The sequence below is a fragment of the Albibacterium sp. genome (genome assembly GCF_035514885.1).
Lineage (GTDB): Bacteria > Bacteroidota > Bacteroidia > Sphingobacteriales > Sphingobacteriaceae > Albibacterium.
In genome coordinates, this window is record NZ_DATJCH010000003.1 from 36,541 (window position 1) to 57,719 (window position 21,179).

Annotated in this window: 22 protein-coding genes; 11 read left to right on the plus strand and 11 right to left on the minus strand. The window is 37.4% G+C overall.

What is annotated here, in order from left to right:
• Window positions 1–2: 2 nt before the first annotated feature.
• Together VL047_RS00225 and VL047_RS00230 are read right to left on the minus strand one after the other, a co-directional pair.
• A complete protein-coding gene (locus tag VL047_RS00225) occupies window positions 3–518 on the minus strand; it encodes a DinB family protein (RefSeq protein ID WP_325357301.1) in 516 nt (171 codons plus the stop codon).
• Entirely contained in the window at window positions 499–1,734 is a 1,236-nt protein-coding gene (locus VL047_RS00230) for a HAMP domain-containing sensor histidine kinase (protein WP_325357303.1), read from the minus strand. The genes VL047_RS00225 and VL047_RS00230 overlap by 20 nt, the downstream gene beginning before the upstream one ends.
• An 87-nt stretch (window positions 1,735–1,821) precedes the next feature.
• On the opposite strand from VL047_RS00230, the gene gltX reads away from it, so the two are divergent.
• Both gltX and VL047_RS00240 read left to right on the plus strand, forming a co-directional pair.
• On the plus strand, window positions 1,822–3,348 hold the full coding sequence (gene gltX / locus VL047_RS00235) for a glutamate--tRNA ligase (RefSeq protein ID WP_325357305.1): 1,527 nt from the start codon (window positions 1,822–1,824) through the stop codon (window positions 3,346–3,348).
• 2 nt (window positions 3,349–3,350) lie between these two features.
• On the plus strand, window positions 3,351–3,923 hold the full coding sequence (locus VL047_RS00240) for a nitroreductase (protein ID WP_325357307.1): 573 nt from the start codon (window positions 3,351–3,353) through the stop codon (window positions 3,921–3,923).
• A 32-nt stretch (window positions 3,924–3,955) separates the two neighbouring features.
• Here the strand turns inward: VL047_RS00240 and VL047_RS00245 are convergent, their stop codons facing one another.
• Genes VL047_RS00245 through VL047_RS00255 form a run of 3 tightly spaced genes read right to left on the minus strand, consistent with a single transcriptional unit; the run spans window position 3,956 to window position 6,052 of the window.
• Entirely contained in the window at window positions 3,956–4,597 is a 642-nt protein-coding gene (locus tag VL047_RS00245; RefSeq protein ID WP_325357309.1) for a hypothetical protein, read from the minus strand.
• Between the two features lie 57 nt (window positions 4,598–4,654).
• Window positions 4,655–4,927: a NifU family protein gene (locus VL047_RS00250; RefSeq protein WP_325357311.1), complete on the minus strand. Its 273-nt coding sequence runs from the start codon at window positions 4,925–4,927 to the stop codon at window positions 4,655–4,657.
• Between the two features lie 51 nt (window positions 4,928–4,978).
• Entirely contained in the window at window positions 4,979–6,052 is a 1,074-nt protein-coding gene (locus VL047_RS00255; protein WP_325357313.1) for an Mrp/NBP35 family ATP-binding protein, read from the minus strand.
• 278 nt (window positions 6,053–6,330) lie between these two features.
• On the opposite strand from VL047_RS00255, the gene VL047_RS00260 reads away from it, so the two are divergent.
• From VL047_RS00260 to VL047_RS00275, 4 genes are read left to right on the plus strand one after another with little or no spacing between them, the layout of a single operon-like run.
• Window positions 6,331–8,223 (plus strand): transglycosylase domain-containing protein, encoded by a 1,893-nt coding sequence (locus VL047_RS00260; protein WP_325357315.1) that lies wholly within the window; start codon window positions 6,331–6,333, stop codon window positions 8,221–8,223.
• Window positions 8,224–8,229: 6 nt separating this feature from the next.
• Window positions 8,230–8,766 (plus strand): hypoxanthine phosphoribosyltransferase, encoded by a 537-nt coding sequence (gene hpt, locus VL047_RS00265; protein WP_325357317.1) that lies wholly within the window; start codon window positions 8,230–8,232, stop codon window positions 8,764–8,766.
• Window positions 8,767–8,803: 37 nt separating this feature from the next.
• Window positions 8,804–9,472, plus strand: coding sequence for a phosphatidylserine decarboxylase family protein (locus tag VL047_RS00270; RefSeq protein ID WP_325357319.1), 669 nt, complete (start codon window positions 8,804–8,806; stop codon window positions 9,470–9,472).
• 12 nt (window positions 9,473–9,484) lie between these two features.
• Window positions 9,485–10,510, plus strand: a complete 1,026-nt coding sequence (locus VL047_RS00275; protein WP_325357321.1) for a sensor histidine kinase — start codon at window positions 9,485–9,487, stop codon at window positions 10,508–10,510.
• Between the two features lies 1 nt (window position 10,511).
• Here VL047_RS00275 and VL047_RS00280 read toward each other — a convergent pair whose 3' ends face one another.
• Window positions 10,512–11,147 carry a hypothetical protein gene (locus VL047_RS00280; RefSeq protein WP_325357323.1) on the minus strand — a complete coding sequence of 212 codons (636 nt, stop codon included), beginning with the start codon at window positions 11,145–11,147 and terminating at the stop codon, window positions 10,512–10,514.
• A complete protein-coding gene (locus VL047_RS00285) occupies window positions 11,144–11,713 on the minus strand; it encodes a sigma-70 family RNA polymerase sigma factor (RefSeq protein WP_325357325.1) in 570 nt (189 codons plus the stop codon). Before VL047_RS00285 ends, VL047_RS00280 begins: the two co-directional genes overlap by 4 nt.
• Window positions 11,714–11,801: 88 nt before the next feature.
• Here VL047_RS00285 and VL047_RS00290 point away from each other — a divergent pair, with 88 nt between their 5' ends.
• The 5 genes from VL047_RS00290 (at window position 11,802) to VL047_RS00310 (ending at window position 15,723) form a co-directional block, all read left to right on the plus strand.
• The gene (locus VL047_RS00290; protein ID WP_325357327.1) at window positions 11,802–12,284 is read left to right on the plus strand and encodes a hypothetical protein; all 483 of its coding nucleotides are present in this window, start codon (window positions 11,802–11,804) and stop codon (window positions 12,282–12,284) included.
• Window positions 12,271–13,368 carry a Nif3-like dinuclear metal center hexameric protein gene (locus tag VL047_RS00295; RefSeq protein ID WP_325357482.1) on the plus strand — a complete coding sequence of 366 codons (1,098 nt, stop codon included), beginning with the start codon at window positions 12,271–12,273 and terminating at the stop codon, window positions 13,366–13,368. The genes VL047_RS00290 and VL047_RS00295 overlap by 14 nt, the downstream gene beginning before the upstream one ends.
• Entirely contained in the window at window positions 13,368–14,111 is a 744-nt protein-coding gene (locus VL047_RS00300) for a zinc ribbon domain-containing protein (RefSeq protein WP_325357329.1), read from the plus strand. Before VL047_RS00295 ends, VL047_RS00300 begins: the two co-directional genes overlap by 1 nt.
• A gap of 58 nt (window positions 14,112–14,169) precedes the next feature.
• Complete coding sequence (pepT, locus tag VL047_RS00305) at window positions 14,170–15,426, plus strand: peptidase T (protein WP_325357331.1); 1,257 nt, start codon at window positions 14,170–14,172, stop codon at window positions 15,424–15,426.
• A 114-nt stretch (window positions 15,427–15,540) separates the two neighbouring features.
• On the plus strand, window positions 15,541–15,723 hold the full coding sequence (locus VL047_RS00310) for a hypothetical protein (RefSeq protein ID WP_325357333.1): 183 nt from the start codon (window positions 15,541–15,543) through the stop codon (window positions 15,721–15,723).
• A gap of 78 nt (window positions 15,724–15,801) precedes the next feature.
• On the opposite strand, the gene VL047_RS00315 is transcribed toward VL047_RS00310, so the two are convergent.
• The 4 genes from VL047_RS00315 to VL047_RS00330 all read right to left on the minus strand — a co-directional run bounded on the left by VL047_RS00315 (window position 15,802) and on the right by VL047_RS00330 (window position 21,072).
• Window positions 15,802–16,560: a succinate dehydrogenase/fumarate reductase iron-sulfur subunit gene (locus VL047_RS00315; RefSeq protein ID WP_349255172.1), complete on the minus strand. Its 759-nt coding sequence runs from the start codon at window positions 16,558–16,560 to the stop codon at window positions 15,802–15,804.
• A gap of 67 nt (window positions 16,561–16,627) precedes the next feature.
• Window positions 16,628–18,559 (minus strand): fumarate reductase/succinate dehydrogenase flavoprotein subunit, encoded by a 1,932-nt coding sequence (locus tag VL047_RS00320; protein ID WP_325357337.1) that lies wholly within the window; start codon window positions 18,557–18,559, stop codon window positions 16,628–16,630.
• Window positions 18,560–18,588: 29 nt separating this feature from the next.
• The gene (locus VL047_RS00325; RefSeq protein ID WP_325357339.1) at window positions 18,589–19,368 is read right to left on the minus strand and encodes a succinate dehydrogenase cytochrome b subunit; all 780 of its coding nucleotides are present in this window, start codon (window positions 19,366–19,368) and stop codon (window positions 18,589–18,591) included.
• A 159-nt stretch (window positions 19,369–19,527) separates the two neighbouring features.
• Complete coding sequence (locus VL047_RS00330) at window positions 19,528–21,072, minus strand: Do family serine endopeptidase (protein ID WP_325357341.1); 1,545 nt, start codon at window positions 21,070–21,072, stop codon at window positions 19,528–19,530.
• Window positions 21,073–21,179 lie beyond the last annotated feature (107 nt).

The window sequence follows — 21,179 nt, forward strand, 5'->3', positions numbered from 1 at the left end:
TTTCAAATATTATCTAAATAACGATCTTGGATAATGTTCCTATGGTGGGCAAGATGCCCCGCAATCATGTAAATAAGTGCACGAACACTTACTAAACGCTCATTGGCCAAGCCACTTCGCAATAGCTCGGTAGCATTAAAAGATTCTATTAGCAGAATATTGGATTTCCGTAATAAAGTAAACTCTTCTGCATAATGCTCTAAACTATAGTCATTAAAATGAGCATTCTGAACAAAGAGTTCATCATCGTAGCCTGGTAAAGATTGAGTATCATTACGAGCAAAACATAATGCACGATAGGCCATAATACGTTCCGTATCGATTACATGGCCAATCACTTCCTTGATAGTCCATTTTCCTTCGGCATAAGAATACTCTGCTTTCTCAGGAGGAATACTTGTTAAAAACTCAGGAAAAGAGTTTAACTGGGTTTTTAAAACTTCCTTGGGGTCTTTATTCACTACTTCAATATACTGCTCCCATGAAACAGGATACTCATCAGATTTTAGTGGGTTCATAAACTAAGCTGCTTTTTAATATAATTCTAAAGGTCGTACCTTTTCCTATTTCAGAATCTTTAACAAAGACCTGACCGTTATGATAATTTTCTACCATTCTTTTGGTTAGAGACAGTCCAAGTCCCCATCCACGTTTTCGTGTGGTAAAGCCAGGTTGAAATACTGTATCAAACATGGAACGTGGAATTCCTTTCCCATTGTCACTAATGTCGATAAAAATCTGTTCTCTAACAATGTTTTCTTCAATTCTGACCTCTATTTTTCCAGTTGAATCGATGGCATTGGTAGCATTCTTAATGATATTCTCTAGTATCCAATCAAAAAGAGGAACATTTAACATCGCTTCAACATGCCTATCTCCAGCAACCACAAATTCTATTTTATCACTTACTCTTATTCTAAAGTAATTAACAAAATCTTGCACAACATCGTATAGATTATGTGGCTCTAAGACAGGTTTGGATCCAATCTTAGAAAAACGATCGGCGACGACTTCTAAGCGTTTAACATCTTGTCCCATTTCATCAATTAAAGGGTCGTCTTCTGCATTAAATTTAGCTTTAATAAGTTCTACCCAAGCCATTAACGAAGATATAGGTGTCCCAAGTTGATGTGCTGCTTCTTTTGCCATCCCCAACCAAACCTGATTCTGTTCAGATTTTCTAATGGAATTAAAAACGGTATACGCTATCACTAAAAAGATAGTAATTAATGAAAGCTGAACATAGGGAAAGATGCGCAGTTGGGTCAATAAAGAGGAATCCTTATAATAGATATACCAAGATTCTCCGTTGTATAAATCAACTATAATAGGAGGATGCTGCTCTTTCATAATTTTCAACTGTCGATTGAAATAAGCAGGATCGTACTTAGGCATAGGCGTGCCTTCCATAACTATTTCATTCTGAAAACTGATATTGGTACGTGAAGTATCCAATCCTTTCCAATAAAATATACTATCCCGAGAATCAGCAATGATAGCAGGCATTGACAGACTATCACGTATTGCGTAAATAAAGGTTGTGAATTCATCATTTACATCGGGCATATCAAAAATATTACGTGTACTCATTGCCCACACTTCTGCTTTGGTGCGTTCTGCTGCCGATAAATTCTTTACCAAATAATTAGTATAAATTAAAGAGGTAGCGGTTATGATTGCAGCAAAAATTAAGAGGGCGAATTTCCAACGTTGACTATTCTGATAGGGATTCATGACAAATAATTTTAGCCAAAATACATATTTCTATCAAAACATAAACGAATAAGCGTAAGCTCGCTTTCAATTATTTATCTTTGCCAAATGGTTGATGATAAAAAAGTTCGGGTGCGCTTTGCACCGAGCCCTACTGGTGGCTTACATTTAGGTGGTGTTCGCACTGCTTTGTTTAATTACCTATTTGCAAAAAAACACAATGGTGATTTCATTCTCCGGATTGAAGATACAGATCAAACACGCTTTGTAGCTGGAGCAGAAGAATATATTATTGAGTGCCTGAGCTGGTGTGGTATACTGCCACAAGAAAGCCCGCAAAATCCGGGAGAATTTGGACCCTATCGTCAAAGTGAACGAAAAGAATCTTATCGTGCTTACGCTGAGAGATTGGTTGAAGATGGGAATGCTTATTATGCATTCGACACTTCTGAGGAATTGAACGCAGAACGCAAAAAAACGCCCAACTTCACATACGGACATAAGACCCGTTCAAGTATGCGAAATTCGCTAAGTCTTCCTGAAGAAGAAGTACGTACTTTGCTTGAAAAGAATACACCTCATGTTATTCGACTTAAGGTTCCTGAAGATGAGACAATCAGTTTCAATGATATGATTCGTGGTCAGGTAAGCTTCGAGACCAATATAGTTGATGATAAAATACTATTAAAGGCTGATAATATGCCGACTTACCACTTGGCAGTCGTAGTGGATGATCATAAAATGCAGATCAGCCATATTTTCAGAGGAGAGGAATGGCTTCCTTCTGCCCCTATACATATTTTACTTTGGGAATATCTGGGCTGGAAAAAGGAAATGCCACAATGGGCACATTTACCATTGATCTTAAAGCCTGATGGGCATGGAAAATTGAGTAAGCGCGATGGCGACCGATTGGGCTTCCCGGTATTTGCTATGAATTGGACCGACCCTGCATCGGGGGAACTTATTAAAGGTTTCCGTGAGATGGGTTTTCTTTCGGAAGCATTTGTAAATATGCTGGCTCTTTTAGGATGGAATGATGGTTCTGACCAAGAACTATTCTCATTGGATGAATTGGTAGAGAGGTTTTCTATTGAAAGAATCAATAATTCTGGTGCAAAATTTGATTTTGAAAAAGCCAAATGGTTTAACCATGAGTGGATTAAGAAATCAAGCCTTGAAGAACTAAGGCCTTACTTTATTGCAATCCTCGCTGAACACCAGATATTTGACATAGATAATCACTACCTGGATATCGTAGTAAATCTAGTGAAGGAACGATTAATGCTTTTAGTGGATTTCTGGGATCAGGCTTCATTCTTCTTTAAAGAACCTGAAACATATGATCTGGCTTCTGTGTTACCAAAATGGACGGCTGAAAAAACAACTTTCTTTACAGATATCATTGAAAAATTTGAAGGATTCGAGCCGTGGAATTCAGAAGGTATTGAAAGTCTTTATAAGCTTGCCATACAAGCAAGTGGCTTAAAAATGGGAGAACTCATGCTTCCATTCAGAATTATGCTAGTAGGCGGTAAATTCGGCCCGCACATTTTTGATATTGCCGCAACCTTAGGGAAAGAGGAAAGTATAAAACGAATTAAGAAAGGATTATCAGCTATTTTAACCCAATAAATATGAGCGAGTTAAATACAACGATTCAGGAATTGATTAAATATCGAAGAAGTGTGTTTCCTAAAGACTATATCGATAAACCGATCGCAAAAGATATCCTTGTGGAGCTACTTAAATGTGCTGTTCAGGCACCTACCCATAAACTAACGCAGCCCTGGAGGTTTACTGTCTTTACCGGAGAGGGCTTGATTAAATTGGCAGATGCGCTAAAAAAACAATATAAGAAAAGTGTATCTAAGGATGATTATAGCAAGAAGAAAGGTGAATCTATCCAAAAGAAAATATTGCAATCAGGAGCTGTAATCGCTATTTGCCTGAATGAAAGTGGAAAAATACCTAAATGGGAAGAACTGGCTGCTGTAGCATCAGCAGTACAGAACATGGCATTAGCAGCATCTGCACAAGATATTGGATCATATTGGAGTAGCTCAAAGTTAATTCATGAACTTGATTCATTTCTAGGTTTATCTAAGAACGAAAGCTGTATTGGTTTGTTCTATATGGGTTATCATAAAGAAAAGCGATCGTTGGGAAAGCGTTCTCCTCTTAGTGAGAAAGTAACCTGGGTAGAATAAGAGAATAAGAATCAATCAGAAGCACTGATGAGTTACTTATCTTTTCCTTTTGATATCTGATCAATAAACTTCGCCCAGGCAAAAGGATTTAACAAAGGGTTAGCATAACGCTGGTTAATATTTTTATTAACCATGTTTAGATGGCTGCTTACAGCATTATAGTTTTGTATCTCAGCAGCACTTCTAGGGGCTTCACGAGCCATGGCTAATAGGCTTTCTCTATTAAGATTACGCTTTGCCAAGAGATAATCATCATCCGCAACCTCTAGAGCAAGAAATGCCAGATTAAACTCCTCAACGCTTGCCCAGGGAAGGACAACAACGACGGGCAGGTTCGTTATGCTTGCTTGCATTTTAATAATCTCGCTATAGCGATTCTCATTTGATTCAGGAATAACAATGCGGGTCGTTCGATATCCAATTGCACTAAATTCTATGGTATCTCTTTCATGTGCCACAAAGGAAAAGTAACCTTGATGGTTAGATGCAAAAAACTGATTCTGATAGGATATGTTTTTGATAGACACAAAAGGCACAACGACGGTAGATGAGTCTGCATTTTGAATAATACCAGTAAACTGCACCAATTTATCTTCCGTACTTTCCTGAGCGTAAGAGCTCAGAGAAATACCAAAAAACAGGACAATTACTATTGTTCTTAAACAAAATTTCATAGACACAAAACTATCAAATTATAGGATTGGCTGGGGTTAAATAATGTTAAATCAACTCTACCTAAAGGGCATTGTTGCATTAGGGTCAGCAAAATCTGTAAGATTAATCGCTTCCACAGATGTAACTTCTGGAACTGCTTTTTTGATTGCCTGCTCCAAACCTGCTTTAAAAGTCATAATACTCATAGAACATGACGCACATGCGCCTATTAGGCGAAGCCTTACAACATTGTCTTCAGTAATTTCTTCGATAGCAACGTTCCCTCCATCTGTTTCTAGAAAAGGCCGCATACTATCTAATGCCTGCTCTACTCTTTCCTTTAAATCCATAACCAACATCTTTAAACGTAAAGATACTAAAATATCCAAACTTTCAGAAAACTATACTTTCAGAAAGCTTGCTTCATTTAGAATCGATAATTGTTGTGCAACCTTACCTGCAATCTCCATAAAAACCTTACCGACAATGGAATCATCATCCATTACTGCAGGTACGCCTATATCTCCCGAATTACTAATACTCTTAACGAGTGGAATCTCCCCTAAAAGAGGCACTTCAAATCTCTCTGACAAGTATTTCCCTCCACCTTTTCCGAAAATATAATATTTATTATCAGGTAATTCAGCAGGGGTAAAATAAGCCATATTCTCAATAATACCTAAAAGAGGGATATTAATAGAATCCATTAAGAACATCCCTATACCTTTTGTTGCATCAGCAACGGCTACATTCTGAGGAGTAGTAACTACAACAGAACCGGTTATAGGATAACCCTGAGCAATGGTAATGTGAATATCACCTGTACCAGGAGGAAGATCGACTATAAGATAATCTAATTCACCCCATTCTGCATCATTAAAAAGTTGCTTTACAGCTGAGCTTGCCATAGGACCACGCCATGGAACGGGCTGATTGGGGTCTGTAAAGAAGCCAATGGAAAGCAACTTCAGTCCCCATTTCTCAACAGGAACAATTTTTTGTTTTCCATCTGCGCCCAACATGGTGCCTGGCTTTACTCCTTCTAAACCAAACATGATTGGGAGTGAAGGACCATATATATCTGCATCTATCAACCCTGTTTTTGCTCCCTGTATACTTAAAGCCAATGCTAAATTACAAGCAACGGTTGATTTACCTACTCCACCTTTACCAGAAGATACCAGAATTATATGTTTAATATTTGGCAACTGATTATTTTGAGGAGACACCACGCGGGATGTCATATTAATCTTAACTTCTATATCTTTAGAAACAAAATGAGTAATGGCATTCCGGCAAGCGTTTTCAAGATGTTCTTTCATCGGGCAAGCAGGAGTTGTCAGTTCTACACTGAAACTTAACGTATCAGGTGTTATTTCTATATCTTTAATCATATTAAGAGTAACCAGGTCTTTCTTAAAATCCGGATCCTCAACATAACTTAAAGCCTTTAAAACTTGTTCTTTCGTAATCATTACACAACCTCTATTATTTTTATTTTCAAAAATAAGAAATAAGCCCCATAATCTTGAAAAACAACAGATTTTATGGATATTTACGGAATATTCTACATTCAATTAACATATTGGCAGCATAGATCAAGCAATTGGACAATTTAATCTCATTTTTCAAAAGAATACCGAAAAGATATTACAAGATCTCTGCAATTGTAGCTGGATCCTTTATTCTATTGTTGACTATTATTTCCATTATAATTATCAACAAAAGAGACCCGCTGCTGAAAAGTGCCATCTTGAAAGTACAAGAAAAAGCTAATCGGGAATATCAAATAGACTTAAACATTGATAAGGCGTATTTCTCTGGTCTGAGCGAAGTAACCCTTGAAAATGTAACAGTAGTTCCGCAAAAAGCAGATCAGCTTGCATCCATACAGACTTTAACAGTTAGCGTTAAGATATTCCCATTGCTTTTTGGAAATACAAAAATTGCAGACCTGGGATTAGAGAATGCTGCGATCACTTTTATTAAAAAAGACAGCATAAGTAATTACGATTTCATATTTCGAAAAAAAGACAGTACCGAAACTACTGTAAATAATGAACCGCTCAATCTGGCGAATGTTGCAGATAGAATGATTCATCAAATTCTATTCAAGATACCGGATAATATGAAACTTAGGAACTTTGTGGTTAGCTATCAAGATGATAGTTTAAAACAAAGCTTAACCGTCCCTGCTGCAGATATTGACAATGGTGAATTGACTTCAACCATTTTGGTAAATCAGAATCAGGCAACCTGGTATCTGAATGGAGATCTTAAACCGAACAGAAATGATTTGTTTTTTCAGCTTGTCGCAAAGGAAAAGAAAGTTGAGTTTCCTTTACTTGAAAAAAAGTATGGCCTCAAATTAAACTTTGACACGCTCGAAGCACATTTGAAGAAAGCGAAATGGAATGGAAGCGAGAACTTCCAGATAAGTGCAAGTGGCAGAATTGTCAATCTACTCGTAAATCATTGGCGAATAGCCTCTAACAATGTAATTGTGCCTAATGGATCGATGGATGCTGAAATAATTATTGGTAAAGATTATATTGAGCTTGATAAAAACTCCTTGGCGACATTAGCCAAGATCTCAGCAAAACCATATGCAAAACTTTCATTAAGTCCCTCTAAAACCATTGCCCTCGGTCTGGAAATTCCAGAAACAAAAGCTCAAGATGTTTTTGACTCCTTTCCGGTTGGTCTTTTTGAATCATTAGAAGGACTTAAAGTTAGTGGTACAATGAAGTATAGCTCAAGCTTCTTTCTAGACACAAAGAATCCGGATAGTGTTAAGCTTAATTCATCGCTCCAAGAAAATGGGTTTAAAATAAATGCTTACGGAAAAACCGATTTCTCTAAAATAAACTCTCAATTTGTTTATACACCTTATGAGAATGGAAAGCCTGTTAGGGATATCATTGTTGGTCCTGACAACCCAAACTTTACTCCTTTGAATCAAATATCACCACTGTTAAGAAATGCTGTTCTTACTGCAGAAGATCCTTCATTCTTTAGACACCAAGGTTTTGAAGAAAGATCTATTCGGGCTTCAATAGCTACTAATTTTAAAGAAAAGGCATTTAAGCGTGGAGGAAGCACTATTTCTATGCAATTGGTGAAAAATGTATTCTTAGACCGTGAAAAGACAATAGCCAGAAAGGTAGAAGAGATGTTGATTGTATGGCTAATTGAACACAATAAAATTGTCAGTAAAGAACGAATGTTCGAAGTGTATCTAAATGTAATTGAGTGGGGCAGAAATGTTTATGGAATATCAGAGGCATCTCGCAATTATTTTCTTAAAAAACCTTCTGAATTGGATTTAGGTGAAAGCATATTTTTAGCCAGCATTGTACCGAGTCCCAAAAACGGAATCTACCGCTTTAATGAATATGGCGGACTCAAGCCCTATCTGGCAAGTTATTTTCGCTTAATTGGCTCTCTAATGGCTAATGATGGCATTATAGCACGCGATTCAACACAGTCATATGGTTTTTATTCTGTGAGCTTACGAGATGCAGTACTTCCTACTCACAGCGTGCCTGATACCATCAATCAGGATATTAATCGGGAAGACCTAGAACGTGAAATAAAAGAGGCTGAACAACTTCTTCAGGATCTTTTTGGAACGAAACTTAATTAAGAAAAGATGAGACTCAATATTGATAAAAAAGAATTTGGATTGATTATAGAGCATGATCAAATACAAAAACGGGTACGGCTCATTGGTACCCAAATTAATGTTGCCTATGAAAAACAAGTTCCGGTTTTTATTGGTATTCTAAATGGGTCTTTTATGTTTATGTCCGATCTGATGAAGGAGATTGATATTGCTGCTGAAATCTGTTTTATCAAACTCGCATCTTATGAAGGAGAAAACAGAAAGGATGAGGTACAAGAAATTATCGGATTATGCGTCGATATTAAGGACCGGGAAGTCATTCTTATTGAAGACATTGTTGACACCGGAAACACTCTCAACTATTTGCTAGAACGCATAAAGGAGAAGGAACCGGCGTCGGTTTCTATATGCACCCTCTTATTAAAACCTAAAAAACTACAGCATCAATTTAAGAATATTGCCTATGTAGGATTCGAAATACCTGATGATTTTGTTGTGGGTTATGGAATGGATTATAATGGTCTGGGAAGAAACTTAAAAGATATTTATAAAGCTATTGAGTAGTTCAGCTTATTATTATCTTTGCTCAAAATAACATAACATGACCATACATAAGGAAGGATATACATCTATAGCCATTTGTGTTTTATTTATATTCGTGCTCAATGCACTTGTCCATTACTATGCTCCAAATAATGGAGTACTAACATGGGCAGTCTACTTGCTATCAGCCTTCCTTTTTATTACCGTGCTTCAGTTTTTCAGGAGTCCAAAATTGACCGTTAGTCAAAATAACAACTTTATCTTATGCCCTGCCGACGGAAAAGTAGTTGTGATTGAAGAGACTGAAGAAACTGAATACTTTAATGATAGACGTATTCAGATTTCTGTATTCATGTCACCAATCAACGTGCATAGCAATCGGAATCCTATTTCCGGCATTGTTACTTACTTTAAATACCACCCCGGCAAATATTTAATGGCATGGAATCCGAAATCTTCCACCTTAAATGAACGCACCACGACCGTTGTGAACAACAATGGGATAGAAGTACTTTTCAGACAGGTTGCCGGAGCCCTTGCCCGCCGTATTGTATGGTATATTGAAGAAGGTAAAACAGTAAACCAGGGCCAGGAATTCGGTTTTATAAAATTCGGTTCTCGAGTAGATGTCTTTTTACCATTAGGGACTAAAATCAACGTTAAATTAGGCGACAAAGTTCAAGGCGGGATGACCATATTAGGCGAATTTGCGAAAGACAAACCATAAAAGCTAACAGCAATGAAGTTCAGATCGTTAATAATTTTAAACGCCCTGTTAGTCTCACTTGCTATCGCATTGGTAAACTTCTATTTCCAACAAAGTGTCTTCTATCTGATCATAACCTTTGTAAGTTCATTAGCCATAAGCTTCTGCTTTTTCTATTTTCTAATGGAACGCTATATCTATAGCAAGATTAAACTTATTTACAAGTTAATTCATCATTTAAAGCTGGGGAAAGATTTAAAAGATAGCTTCGGCGAGCAAATAAGTAGCGATCCCATAGGTGATGTACAAAAGGAAGTCAGAGAATGGGCAATTGATAAAAAAGAGGAGATTGAGACATTAAAGAATCAAGAAAAATTTCGTCGGGAATTTCTTTCTAATATTTCCCATGAATTTAAAACACCACTTTTCGCTATTCAAGGTTATATTGATGCATTGCAAGATGGGTTAATTGAAGAAGACCCTCTCTTGGCGAACAGCTTCTTAAATAAAGCTGCTAATAATTTAGATCGATTAAGCTACCTCATTAAAGACATCGATGAAATTTCTAAATTAGAGAGTGGCGAACTTCCTATTAACTTTCAGCAATTCGACCTTATATTGCTTATTAGCGAGGTCTTGGAATCTTTAGAATGGAAAGCCCAGAAACATAAAATCGAGCTGGTATTTAAAGATAAAATGAGAGGTCATACGATGGTATTTGCAGATCGAGAAAAAATACGTCAGGTACTGATCAACCTTATTTCCAACTCCATAAAATACAGCAATGAAAATGGAAAAACTACGGTTAAAATATTCGAATTGCATGATCAGATTTTAGTAGAAGTAACTGACAGTGGTATTGGTATTGATGAAAAGAACCTGCCAAGAATCTTTGAAAGATTCTTCAGAACCGAAAAAAGCAGAGCCAGAGAAATTGGCGGATCAGGATTGGGATTATCGATCGTTAAGCACATTATGGAGGCACACCAACAAACAATTTCAGTTCGTAGCAAGGAAGGCGTTGGAAGTACCTTTGGCTTTACTCTGGAAAAGAAATAACCTAAAATTTAATCTTTAACTCACCAGATTCCCCCTCCCAGAGTGGACCTTCTTGTAACAGTCTGATCAATTCCTGTGATATTTGCCGATTTCCTGAAGATATGATTCTTATATTTTGCGGATGATTATCCTTTACCTCAAAGTATAACCTCACTTCTTCTCCTTCAGATATATTAATACCATTTATACTCAAATAATCATTGAAGTTTTCCCATCCATCTTTCGGTAACAAAAACCCGCTCTCAAGGGTTGCATTTGCTTTGTCCTGCATATGAACTTCCATACGAGCCTGAGAATTTTTGATGTCTGAATTAAATGTTTGTGGATTATTGGTCATCCAAAACAATATTCCAATAACAATCAACATTACGCCAGCTACGCTAGCCACAGTTAACCGTTGAGCTGTAAAATAAAACCTATTCTTTTCTGTATGCTGCGCTTCTATTCTACTCTCCAATCTATGTTGAAGTAAGCTTAATTGTTTATGATTAATGCTTTTAGATTGACGAAAGCCTTCTATCGCATCCTGAAGCATACTATCTTCTAATGCATCGCGCTCCAATTGATGCATATCTTTGGCACTTAACCTCCCCTCCAGGTATTGTTGAATATAAAAAATATCGTATTGTTTACTCATAAAGTTTTATCCATGCAAATTTTTAAATTCCGCTTGCCATTTTGAATATAGCTTTTTACCTGATTCATACTGTAATTTGTACTCTCTGAAATCTCTTTATAGCACTTCTCTTCTAAGTAAAATAGACGAACGCAAACTCGTTGCTCCTCATTTAACTGATCAATGCATTTTTCCATTTTTTGGAGTTGCTCTTCATGGTCGTCCTTACTGCTATCAGGATGCAAAAATGTTTCACTTTCCATAAAGCTTTCATCAAATAAAACCGCAGATTGTTTCCCTTTAGCTCGCAGTTGCATCAAACAATGATTACGCGCAACCGTATACAACCATGGCTTAAAATTCTCAACCCGATGAATCCTTAATTTCTTAATTAAAGATTCAAAAATCTGCATAACCGCATCTTCACTCTTAGTCGTATCTTTCAGATATTTTAAGCAAAGACCGAAAATCAGAAACATATAAGGTTCATAGAGTTTACCTAAAACTTCTAAATTCCCTGTTTCATAAAACTCCTTAAGCCAGGCAGCTTCTTGTTTAAGGTTTTGATTTTCTTTATTTATTTTCATCAGTGCTTATAACAAGTATAACCATTTTATTGCTCAATTAAGCATAGCCATTCTCCATTTGTTGGTTTTTTAATGTAATTTCGTAACGATGGAATATAATGGGATAACATTCACCGAGGACATGATCTGGGCATTAGCAATAACCTTGGTTATTTACTATACGGTTCTAGCATTTTATTGTCATACATTAAAAAGAACCTTGGATCTCATCGCAGAAGAGAACAGATTCCTTAAACCTAAATTAGCGTGGCTGACTATGATTCCAATTTTTAATATCTATTGGAATTTCGTAATCGCATCACGCATGTCAGATTCCCTTACCAATGAATTCTATGATCGTAAAATAGCAGAAGAAGAGTTTCCGGGAAAAGTCACCGGAACAACGTATGCAATTTTAATAGCGTTAGCAAATTTCCCTCTTGTGCAAGGCCTTTCTGTATTCATCGGTCTATTTTCCATCTATTTCTTTATCAGATACTGGATCAAAATTGACAACTTTAGAGTACTCTTAAAAGAACATAACCGTTTTCTTCGATTAAAAAAAGAATCAAATGAGCATGAAACTATTTGAAATTACTTCTTTCTTAGAAAGCTTTGCTCCATTAGAATGGCAAGAAGACTATGATAACTCTGGTCTAATTGTTGGAAAGCCTGATCAGGAAGTCAATCAGGCGCTCATTTCATTGGATTGCACGGAAGCGGTAATTGATGAGGCAATTCAATCCAATTGTAACCTGATTATCTCTCATCATCCCATCGTGTTTAAGGGAATGAAACGCTTCAACGATGCCAGTTATATTGAGCGCGTAATCGCTAAAGCGATTAAACACAACATTGCATTATACGCCATACATACAAATCTGGATAACATACAACTTGGTGTAAATAAAGAAATAATGAGCCGCCTGGGAGTCCAGGAACCACGTATACTTTCTCCCAAACAAGGAGTTCTTAAGAAGCTTTCAGTATTCGTACCTCATACACATATTATACAAGTGAGAGATGCTTTATTTGCTGCAGGCGCAGGAAATATTGGTAATTATTCAGAATGCAGTTTTAACATCGAAGGCACAGGCACCTTTCTTCCAAAAGAGAATGCGAACCCAACACTTGGTAAGGTTGGTATCCGTGAAGAAGTCAATGAAACTTCAATCGAAGTTATCTACCCGAACCATCTAGAACGAGGCATTCTAATTGCCATGTTTCAAAGCCACCCCTATGAAGAAGTAGCCTATAACATCTATTCTCTTGTGAACACCTATCAAGAAGTAGGATCCGGAATGATTGGCAACCTTCCTGAAGCATTATCATCTGATAATTTTCTCGCTTACCTAAAAGAGAAAATGCAGGTTTCCGTTATCCGTCATACTCAAAAGCTCAAGAGAGATATCCAACGAATTGCCATATGTGGAGGTGCAGGAAGTTTCTTATTGAAACAAGCAATTCGTGCAGGTGCCGATGCTTTCATTTCGGCAGATTTCAAGTATCATGAATTTTTTGATGCAGAAAATAAAGTAATGATTGCAGATATCGGACATTTTGAAAGTGAGCAATTTACACAGCATTTATTGTTAGAAAAAATTCAAAATAAATTCCCTAACTTTGCAATCCGAATAACAATTGAGAATACGAACCCCATAAAATATTATTTTTAATGGAAAAAACTGTAGAGCAGAAGTTACAAGCATTGTGGAACCTGCAAACCATTCATACACAAATAGATAAAATTCATCAAGTTCGTGGCGAACTTCCTATCGAAGTTGCTGATCTGGAAGATGAAGTAGCTGGCCTAGAAACTCGTATTGAGAAAATACGAGCAGAGCTTGATGCCTTAGAAGATACGATTGTTAATCGTAAAAACCAGATTAAAGATTCTCAAGCTGCTATCAAAAAATACGAAGCTCAGCTCACTGATGTAAAGAACAATCGTGAATACGATGCTATTACAAAGGAAGTTGAGATACAAGGCTTAGAAATACAAGTTCAAGAGAAAAAAATTCGTGAACTGGAATACGAGATCACAACCAAAACTTCTAAGTACGATAAAGCACAAGTTGATATCGAAGAACGCAGAAAAGATCTGGAAGTAAAGAAAGAAGAACTGGCTAATATTACCGGCGAGACTGAAAAGGAAGAGCAAAGCCTTATGGCTAAAGCAGAAAAAGCTGAGAAAAAAATTGAAGACAGATTATTGGTTGCCTATCACCGTCTACGTGAAAATGCGAAAAACGGACTAGCTGTAGTTACCATTGATCGTGATTCTTGCTCTGGCTGTTTCAACCAGATTCCACCTCAAAGACAACTTGATATCCGTCAACGTAAAAAGATCATTGTCTGTGAACATTGCGGCAGAATCTTAGTCGACGAAGAATACACACACGAATCAACTAACGCATAATAATAATGCATAAATAAACAAAAACCCACGCAAGCGTGGGTTTTTTTGCTAAATAGCTATGAGTATCCAAATTAATTCTGAAGAATTCCAGGTCACAGAACATTTTCTACAATATGTTCAAATCGACACCCAATCTGATCCATATTCTGAAAGCTTCCCATCTACTGAAAAGCAGAAGAATTTAGCCAAACTATTGTTAAAGCAATTACTTGAATTAGGAATAAAAGATGCAGAATTGGATGAACATGGTTATGTATTCGCCACAATTCCATCCAATACAAACAAAAAGATTCCAACAATCTGTTTTTGTGCCCATATGGATACCTCTCCAGACTGTAGCGGATTAGATGTTAAACCTCTAATTCATAAAAACTATCAAGGCGCAGATATCATCTTACCTGATGATCCAAAGCAGATCTTAAGAGAAAGCGAACACCCCGACTTAGCAAAGCAATACGGTAATGATATTATTACTGCCAGTGGCACTACGCTATTAGGAGCTGATAATAAAGCAGGGCTTGCAGCAATTATGGATGCAGCGCGTCTTTTACTGAATCACCCTGAAATTAAACATGGAGACATCCGAATTCTTTTCACCCCCGATGAAGAGGTTGGCCGGGGAGTTGAGAAGCTGGATATGAAAAAACTTGCAGCCGACTTTGGTTATACGGTAGACGGTGAAACTCTAGGTTCTATCGAAAATGAAACTTTTTCAGCAGATGAGGTAATTATCCGCATTCAAGGAATAAGCGTTCATCCGGGATTTGCTAAAGACACCATGCTTAACGCATTAAAAGTAGCCGGACAACTTTTAGATTCTCTGCCAAAAGATCGATTATCGCCAGAAACAACTTCAGAAAGAGAAGGATTTATTCACCCTGTTGCAATTCAGGGTACAGTAGAAGAAGCAACCCTTCACTTCATTATCCGTGACTTCGACGATAATAAATTAAGGGATCACGAAACCGAGTTAAGAAATTTAACCGAAACAATTGTTTCAGGCTATCCGGGTTGCACGTATGAATTTATAGTGCATGAACAATACAGAAACATGAAGAATGTCCTTAAAGATTTTCCACAAGTAACCGAAATTGGCATAGAAGCCATGGAAAGGCTACATATTAATCCTATTCTTCGCAGTATCCGAGGTGGAACAGATGGATCTCGTTTATCTTTTATGGGCTTGCCTTGTCCTAATATCTTTGCCGGTGAACACGCATTTCACGGAAAGCAAGAATGGGTATCTGTTCAGGATATGCAGAAAGCGGTATTAACGATCATGATGATTTCAAAAATCTGGGAAGAGAAATCCTAAATATCAACACCCCTTAAGAAAAAACATTAATCGACACGAAAATACCTATAAATAAATTTGAGATTATCAATTCCGTGTTGTAGATTTGCGGCTTAAGCTATTTAAATACATACCATGAAACGCTTATTCCTAAATATCTCCCCTTATTTATTGCTTTTAGTACCGATATTTATCGCCTTGGTGGTTCTATTAGTTTATTCAGATGTAACATTAATCGAGCAAGAAACTCCATTAAATATTTCATTTATTAAAGTTCCGAATTTTAACATCATGCAGTCAATCTGTAGTCTTTTTTAATAAAGAAGCACATTGCTATAAACGAATAAAAGCTCCGATAATCGGAGCTTTTATTCGTTTATAGCAATAAGATTTTAATTAGTGAACTTCTGCTTCTTTAACAATCTTCGCACTAAGATACTCTCTATTTAAAGTAGCAATATTTGATAACTTAATACCCACCGGGCATTCAGCTTCACAAGCACCGGTATTAGTACAAGAGCCAAAACCTTCTTTATCCATTTGATCTACCATAGCCTGAGCTCTTTCCTTACGCTCCGCTTGTCCCTGTGGCAATAATGCAAACTGCGACACCTTAGCACCTACAAACAACATCGCAGATGAGTTCTTACAGGCTGCAACACAAGCTCCACAAGAAATACAAGTTGCCGAGTTAAAAGCTTCATCAGCCTTAACCTTTGGAATCGGAATAATGTTCGCATCAGGCGCTCCTCCGGTATTCACTGAAACATAACCACCGGCTTGTTGAATACGGTCAAAAGCACTGCGGTCAACTGCCAAATCCTTTAATACAGGAAAAGCAGCAGCTCTCCACGGCTCTATAACAACAGTCTGTCCGTCGTGAAAGCTTCGCATATGAAGCTGACAGGTCGTTATTTGTTCTTTTGGTCCATGTGGCCTACCATTTATATATAAAGAGCACATCCCACAAATTCCTTCACGACAATCGTGATCAAAATAAATCGGGTCTTCTCCTTTATGAGTTAGTTCATCATTTACAACGTCAAGCATTTCTAGAAAAGACATATCCTCAGAAATATCCTTTGCCTCATACGTATGAAACTTACCTCGAGTATTTTCATTTTTTTGACGCCAAACTTTAAGCGTTAAATTCATATTTCCACTCATTTTATTTATAGATTTGAGATGTTAGGGGAAAGATTATAAATCTTTGAACTCACACCTATTTATAACTACGTTGTGTTAATACAACATTTTCAAAATTTAACTCCTCTTTGTGCAATTCTTCCGGCGCATTTTCGTGATATTGCCATGCAGAAACATAAGAAAACTCTTCGTCATTACGTTTTGCTTCGCCCTCTTCTGTTTGACTTTCTACTCGGAAATGTCCTCCACAAGATTCTTTACGGTTGAAAGCATCATCAACCATCAGTTCAGCAAGTTCAAGGAAATCTGCAACTCTACCCGCTTTTTCGAGCGACTGGTTTAATTCTTCATTCTCACCAAGTACATTGACATCAGCCCAAAACTCTTTTTTTAATTCTTGAATCAGTCCCTTTGCTTTGCTTAGTCCCTCTGCAGAACGTGCCATTCCACAGTATTCCCACATAATATGTCCCAATTTCTTATGAATATCATCAACAGTTTGTTTACCCTTAAGGCTCAACAAGGTGTTAACTTTCGCTTCAACTTCAGCACGTGTTTTTTCGAAGTTAGGATGGTTGGCATCTACCGGACCAAACCCTAATTTTGCTAAATAATCACCCACAGTATAAGGGATAACGAAATAGCCATCCGCAAGTCCTTGCATCAAAGCAGATGCACCCAAACGGTTTGCTCCATGATCAGAGAAATTACATTCTCCTAAGGCATATAAACCTGGCACGGTAGTCATCAAGTTATAATCAACCCATAAACCACCCATGGTGTAGTGAACTGCCGGATAAATCCGCATTGGTTGCTTATAAGGGTTTTCATCCGTAATCTGCATATACATATCGAACAGGTTACCATACTTTGCACGTACAGCATCTTCACCCAAACGAGCGATAGCATCCTTAAAATCTAAATATACAGCCACGCCTGATTTGCCCACTCCTCTACCTTCATCTACCATTTCCTTGGCATTTCTAGAAGCTACATCGCGAGGAACCAGGTTACCGAAAGATGGATATTTACGTTCTAAGTAATAATCTCTGTCTTCTTCTTTAATATCGAATACCTTAATTTCTCCCCTACGCAAACGTTGAGCCATCTCCACCGTTTTTGGAACCCAAACACGACCATCATTCCTTAATGATTCTGACATTAAGGTCAGCTTCGACTGATGATCACCTGTAACCGGGATACAAGTCGGGTGAATCTGAGTATAACAAGGATTTGCGAAAAAAGCTCCGCGTTTATGTGCCCGCCAAGCAGCAGTTACATTACATCCCATTGCATTAGTCGACAAGAAGAACACATTTCCATATCCACCTGTACATAATATAACGGCATGTGCCGCATGCGATTCAATAGCTCCTGTCACCATATCACGAGTAATAACTCCGCGTGCCTGGCCATCAATGGTAACTAAATCCAACATTTCATGGCGTGTATAGCTTTGAACTGTCCCTTTTTTAATTTGACGGTTTAAAGCTGAATAAGCACCTAAAAGTAATTGTTGTCCTGTTTGACCACGAGCATAAAATGTTCGTGAGACTTGCGCTCCACCAAAAGAACGATTATCTAATAAACCACCATATTCACGTGCAAAAGGAACCCCCTGAGCCACGCATTGATCAATAATATTGGATGAAACTTCAGCTAAACGGTATGTGTTAGCTTCTCTTGAGCGATAATCTCCTCCCTTAATAGTATCATAAAACAAGCGGTAAACACTATCTCCATCATTTGGATAATTCTTAGAAGCATTAATACCTCCCTGAGCAGCAATAGAGTGAGCTCTACGTGGGCTATCCTGATAGCAAAAAGTTTTAACATTATATCCTAACTCTGCTAAAGAAGCAGCAGCAGAAGACCCCGCTAAGCCAGTTCCCACTACAATAATATTATATTTCCGCTTATTTGCCGGATTTACTAGTTTCAGATTAAACTTATGTTTCGTCCATTTTTCAGCTAATGGGCCTTCGGGTACTTTAGAATCTAAAATCATTTTGAATATTTTATTTTCAGCATTTCATGCTAACCATTAATAACAAAGAAGGAATATAAAGGCATAGCAGCAAACAACAATGGAATCAGTATGCCAAATATCCAAAAACCTATTGCCCCAATAAGCGGAGCATAGCGATTATGATCAAAACCAAGGGTCTGAAAAGCAGACCTAAATCCATGTGCCAGGTGAAAACCTAGCGCAATCATTGCTAACACATAAAATGCTACCAAATACCAGCTCTGGAACGAAAAGTTTACTTGCTTATATAAATCCTTTGCAACCATAATTTCAGAACCATTATCAATGTATTTCACAAAATCATGAAACTCAGCAGCAGGAACGTCCCGAACAGAAGTCTCTCCTGTTTGAATATTTGTGGTATATTCTACATAAGGAACTTCTCCCCAATGATATTGGTACCAGAAATTACTCATATGAGTTACCAAGAAGATAAGAATAATAGTCCCCAAAAGACCCATATTCCGTGAATTCCAGGTGCTGTTTGCTGCACCATTATAAGATGCATATGCAATTGGTCTCGCCTTTCTATTACGATAAGTAATGATTAAAGCATAGAGCGCGTGCAAAATGAAAGTTGCATATAACAAATATGAAACAACTTTAATTGGTGCAAAATGGGTCATGAAATAGGCATATTCATTAAATGCCAGACCGCCATCACTCTTGAATAATTGAAGATTCCCAACCAAGTGCACTACCAGGAATAAACTTAAAAATATCCCTGTCAAACTCATGATTAGCTTCTTCCCTATTGTGGAAGAAAATAATTGATTGAAACGACTCATTTTTATGGCTTGTTTTTAATTATGGTAAGCAAAATTATCCATTTGATTTCCATATAGCTAAAGTTTTATTAAAAATAAACCAATTTAGAATAATTCTAAGGAAAAAACAAAAAAAGCCGTACTAACAAGTACGGCTTTAAAAACAAAAACTAAATTTAATTATTTTGTAGGGAAGGTCATTTCTACACGGCCTCCGTCAGGAGAAATCCCTTTAATATTAATCATAGAAGATCTTGATTTGCTCAATGCATCCTCAATCTGATCGATATTATTAATAGCAACGCCATTAATACTGGTAATGATCAATCCACGAGGAACACCGTATTGAGAGAACAATCCATCTTTTCTTACAGCAGAAACTACAACTCCCGAAGATATTCCCAGTTCCTTCTTACGATCAGTCGGAATGGTACTGAATCCAGCTCCAAGATCATTGTATAGTTGGGTTGCACTCTTACTAGTACTTGCGGAAGCGGAAGGCATAGAAGATGCGGCATCCTGTAAAGTAACTGTTGTTTTATGAGTCTTACCATCACGCAAATAAGTTAATTCAATCTTATCGCCAGGTCTCATCCGACCAACATGCTCTTGCAAAACGGAAGATGCAGTAATCACACGTCCATCGATTTGAGTAATAATATCCCCTTTTTTAATTCCTGCTTTTTCAGCTCCTCCTTGAACAACCACATTCTGAACATACAAACCATTATATTCAGAGATATCCAGACTTTTAGCTACATCCGGGTCAAGTTCGGTAAATGTAATACCAACAAAACCACGTTTTACTTCACCAAATTCTTTAAAGTCATTGGCTATTTTTTTTACTAGGTTTACAGGAATCGCAAAACCATAACCTGCATAATAGCCGGTTTGAGAAGCAATTGCTGCATTAATACCAATTAACTCGCCATTGGCATTCACCAAAGCACCACCACTATTACCACGGTTAATTACGGCATCCGTCTGAATAAAAGACTCAATGGCTGCACTTACGGGCACCTCATCCGGATTATTATAATATTGTTGTTGACGTTCCTCTTGCCCTAATAAATTTAAGGCACGACCTTTTGCACTAACAATACCTGCTGTTACGGTTGATTCCAATCCCAATGGATAACCTACCGCCAGCACCCACTCACCAATATTTACGGCATCCGAATCACCTAATTTAACAATAGGAAGAGGGCCTGAAGCGCTAACTTTCAACAATGCTAAATCAGTATTAGGGTCACGTCCAATCAACTTAGCTTCAAACACGCGTTTATCAGTCAATTTGATTTCTATTTTGGAAGCATTTTCCACAACATGATTATTTGTAACAATATACCCATCCGTAGAAATTATTACTCCCGATCCTGATGCGCGCGATGGTTGTGCTTGTTGCTGACGACCTCTTGGTGTTCCGAAGAAATCCTGAAACATATCAAAAGGACTTGCCGGACCTTGTTGTCTGTTCGATGCCGAACTAGGCTCATACGTAGTTACAATATGCACTACCGCTGGAGCAACTGCGGCACTAGCTTGTGTAAAATCCGGATTCCCGGTAGATGAACTTATTTTCGTCGGATTGTTTGCAAAATAAACTTTCTGACTCTCTTCAAAACTCATCTTATTCAATTGTGTGTTCTCAAACAGCTTATAACCACCAACTGCAAGGAGTCCCCCAAGCATAGCGATTAAAAGTGTATATCCAATCTTTCTCATATTTATAATTATTAAGTATTTTTGTTATAAAGATTCACCAAAATAAAGGTATCTCTTTGAATAGATACAAATTTACTGCCAAAGGCCACGAATTGCAAACGTAAAAC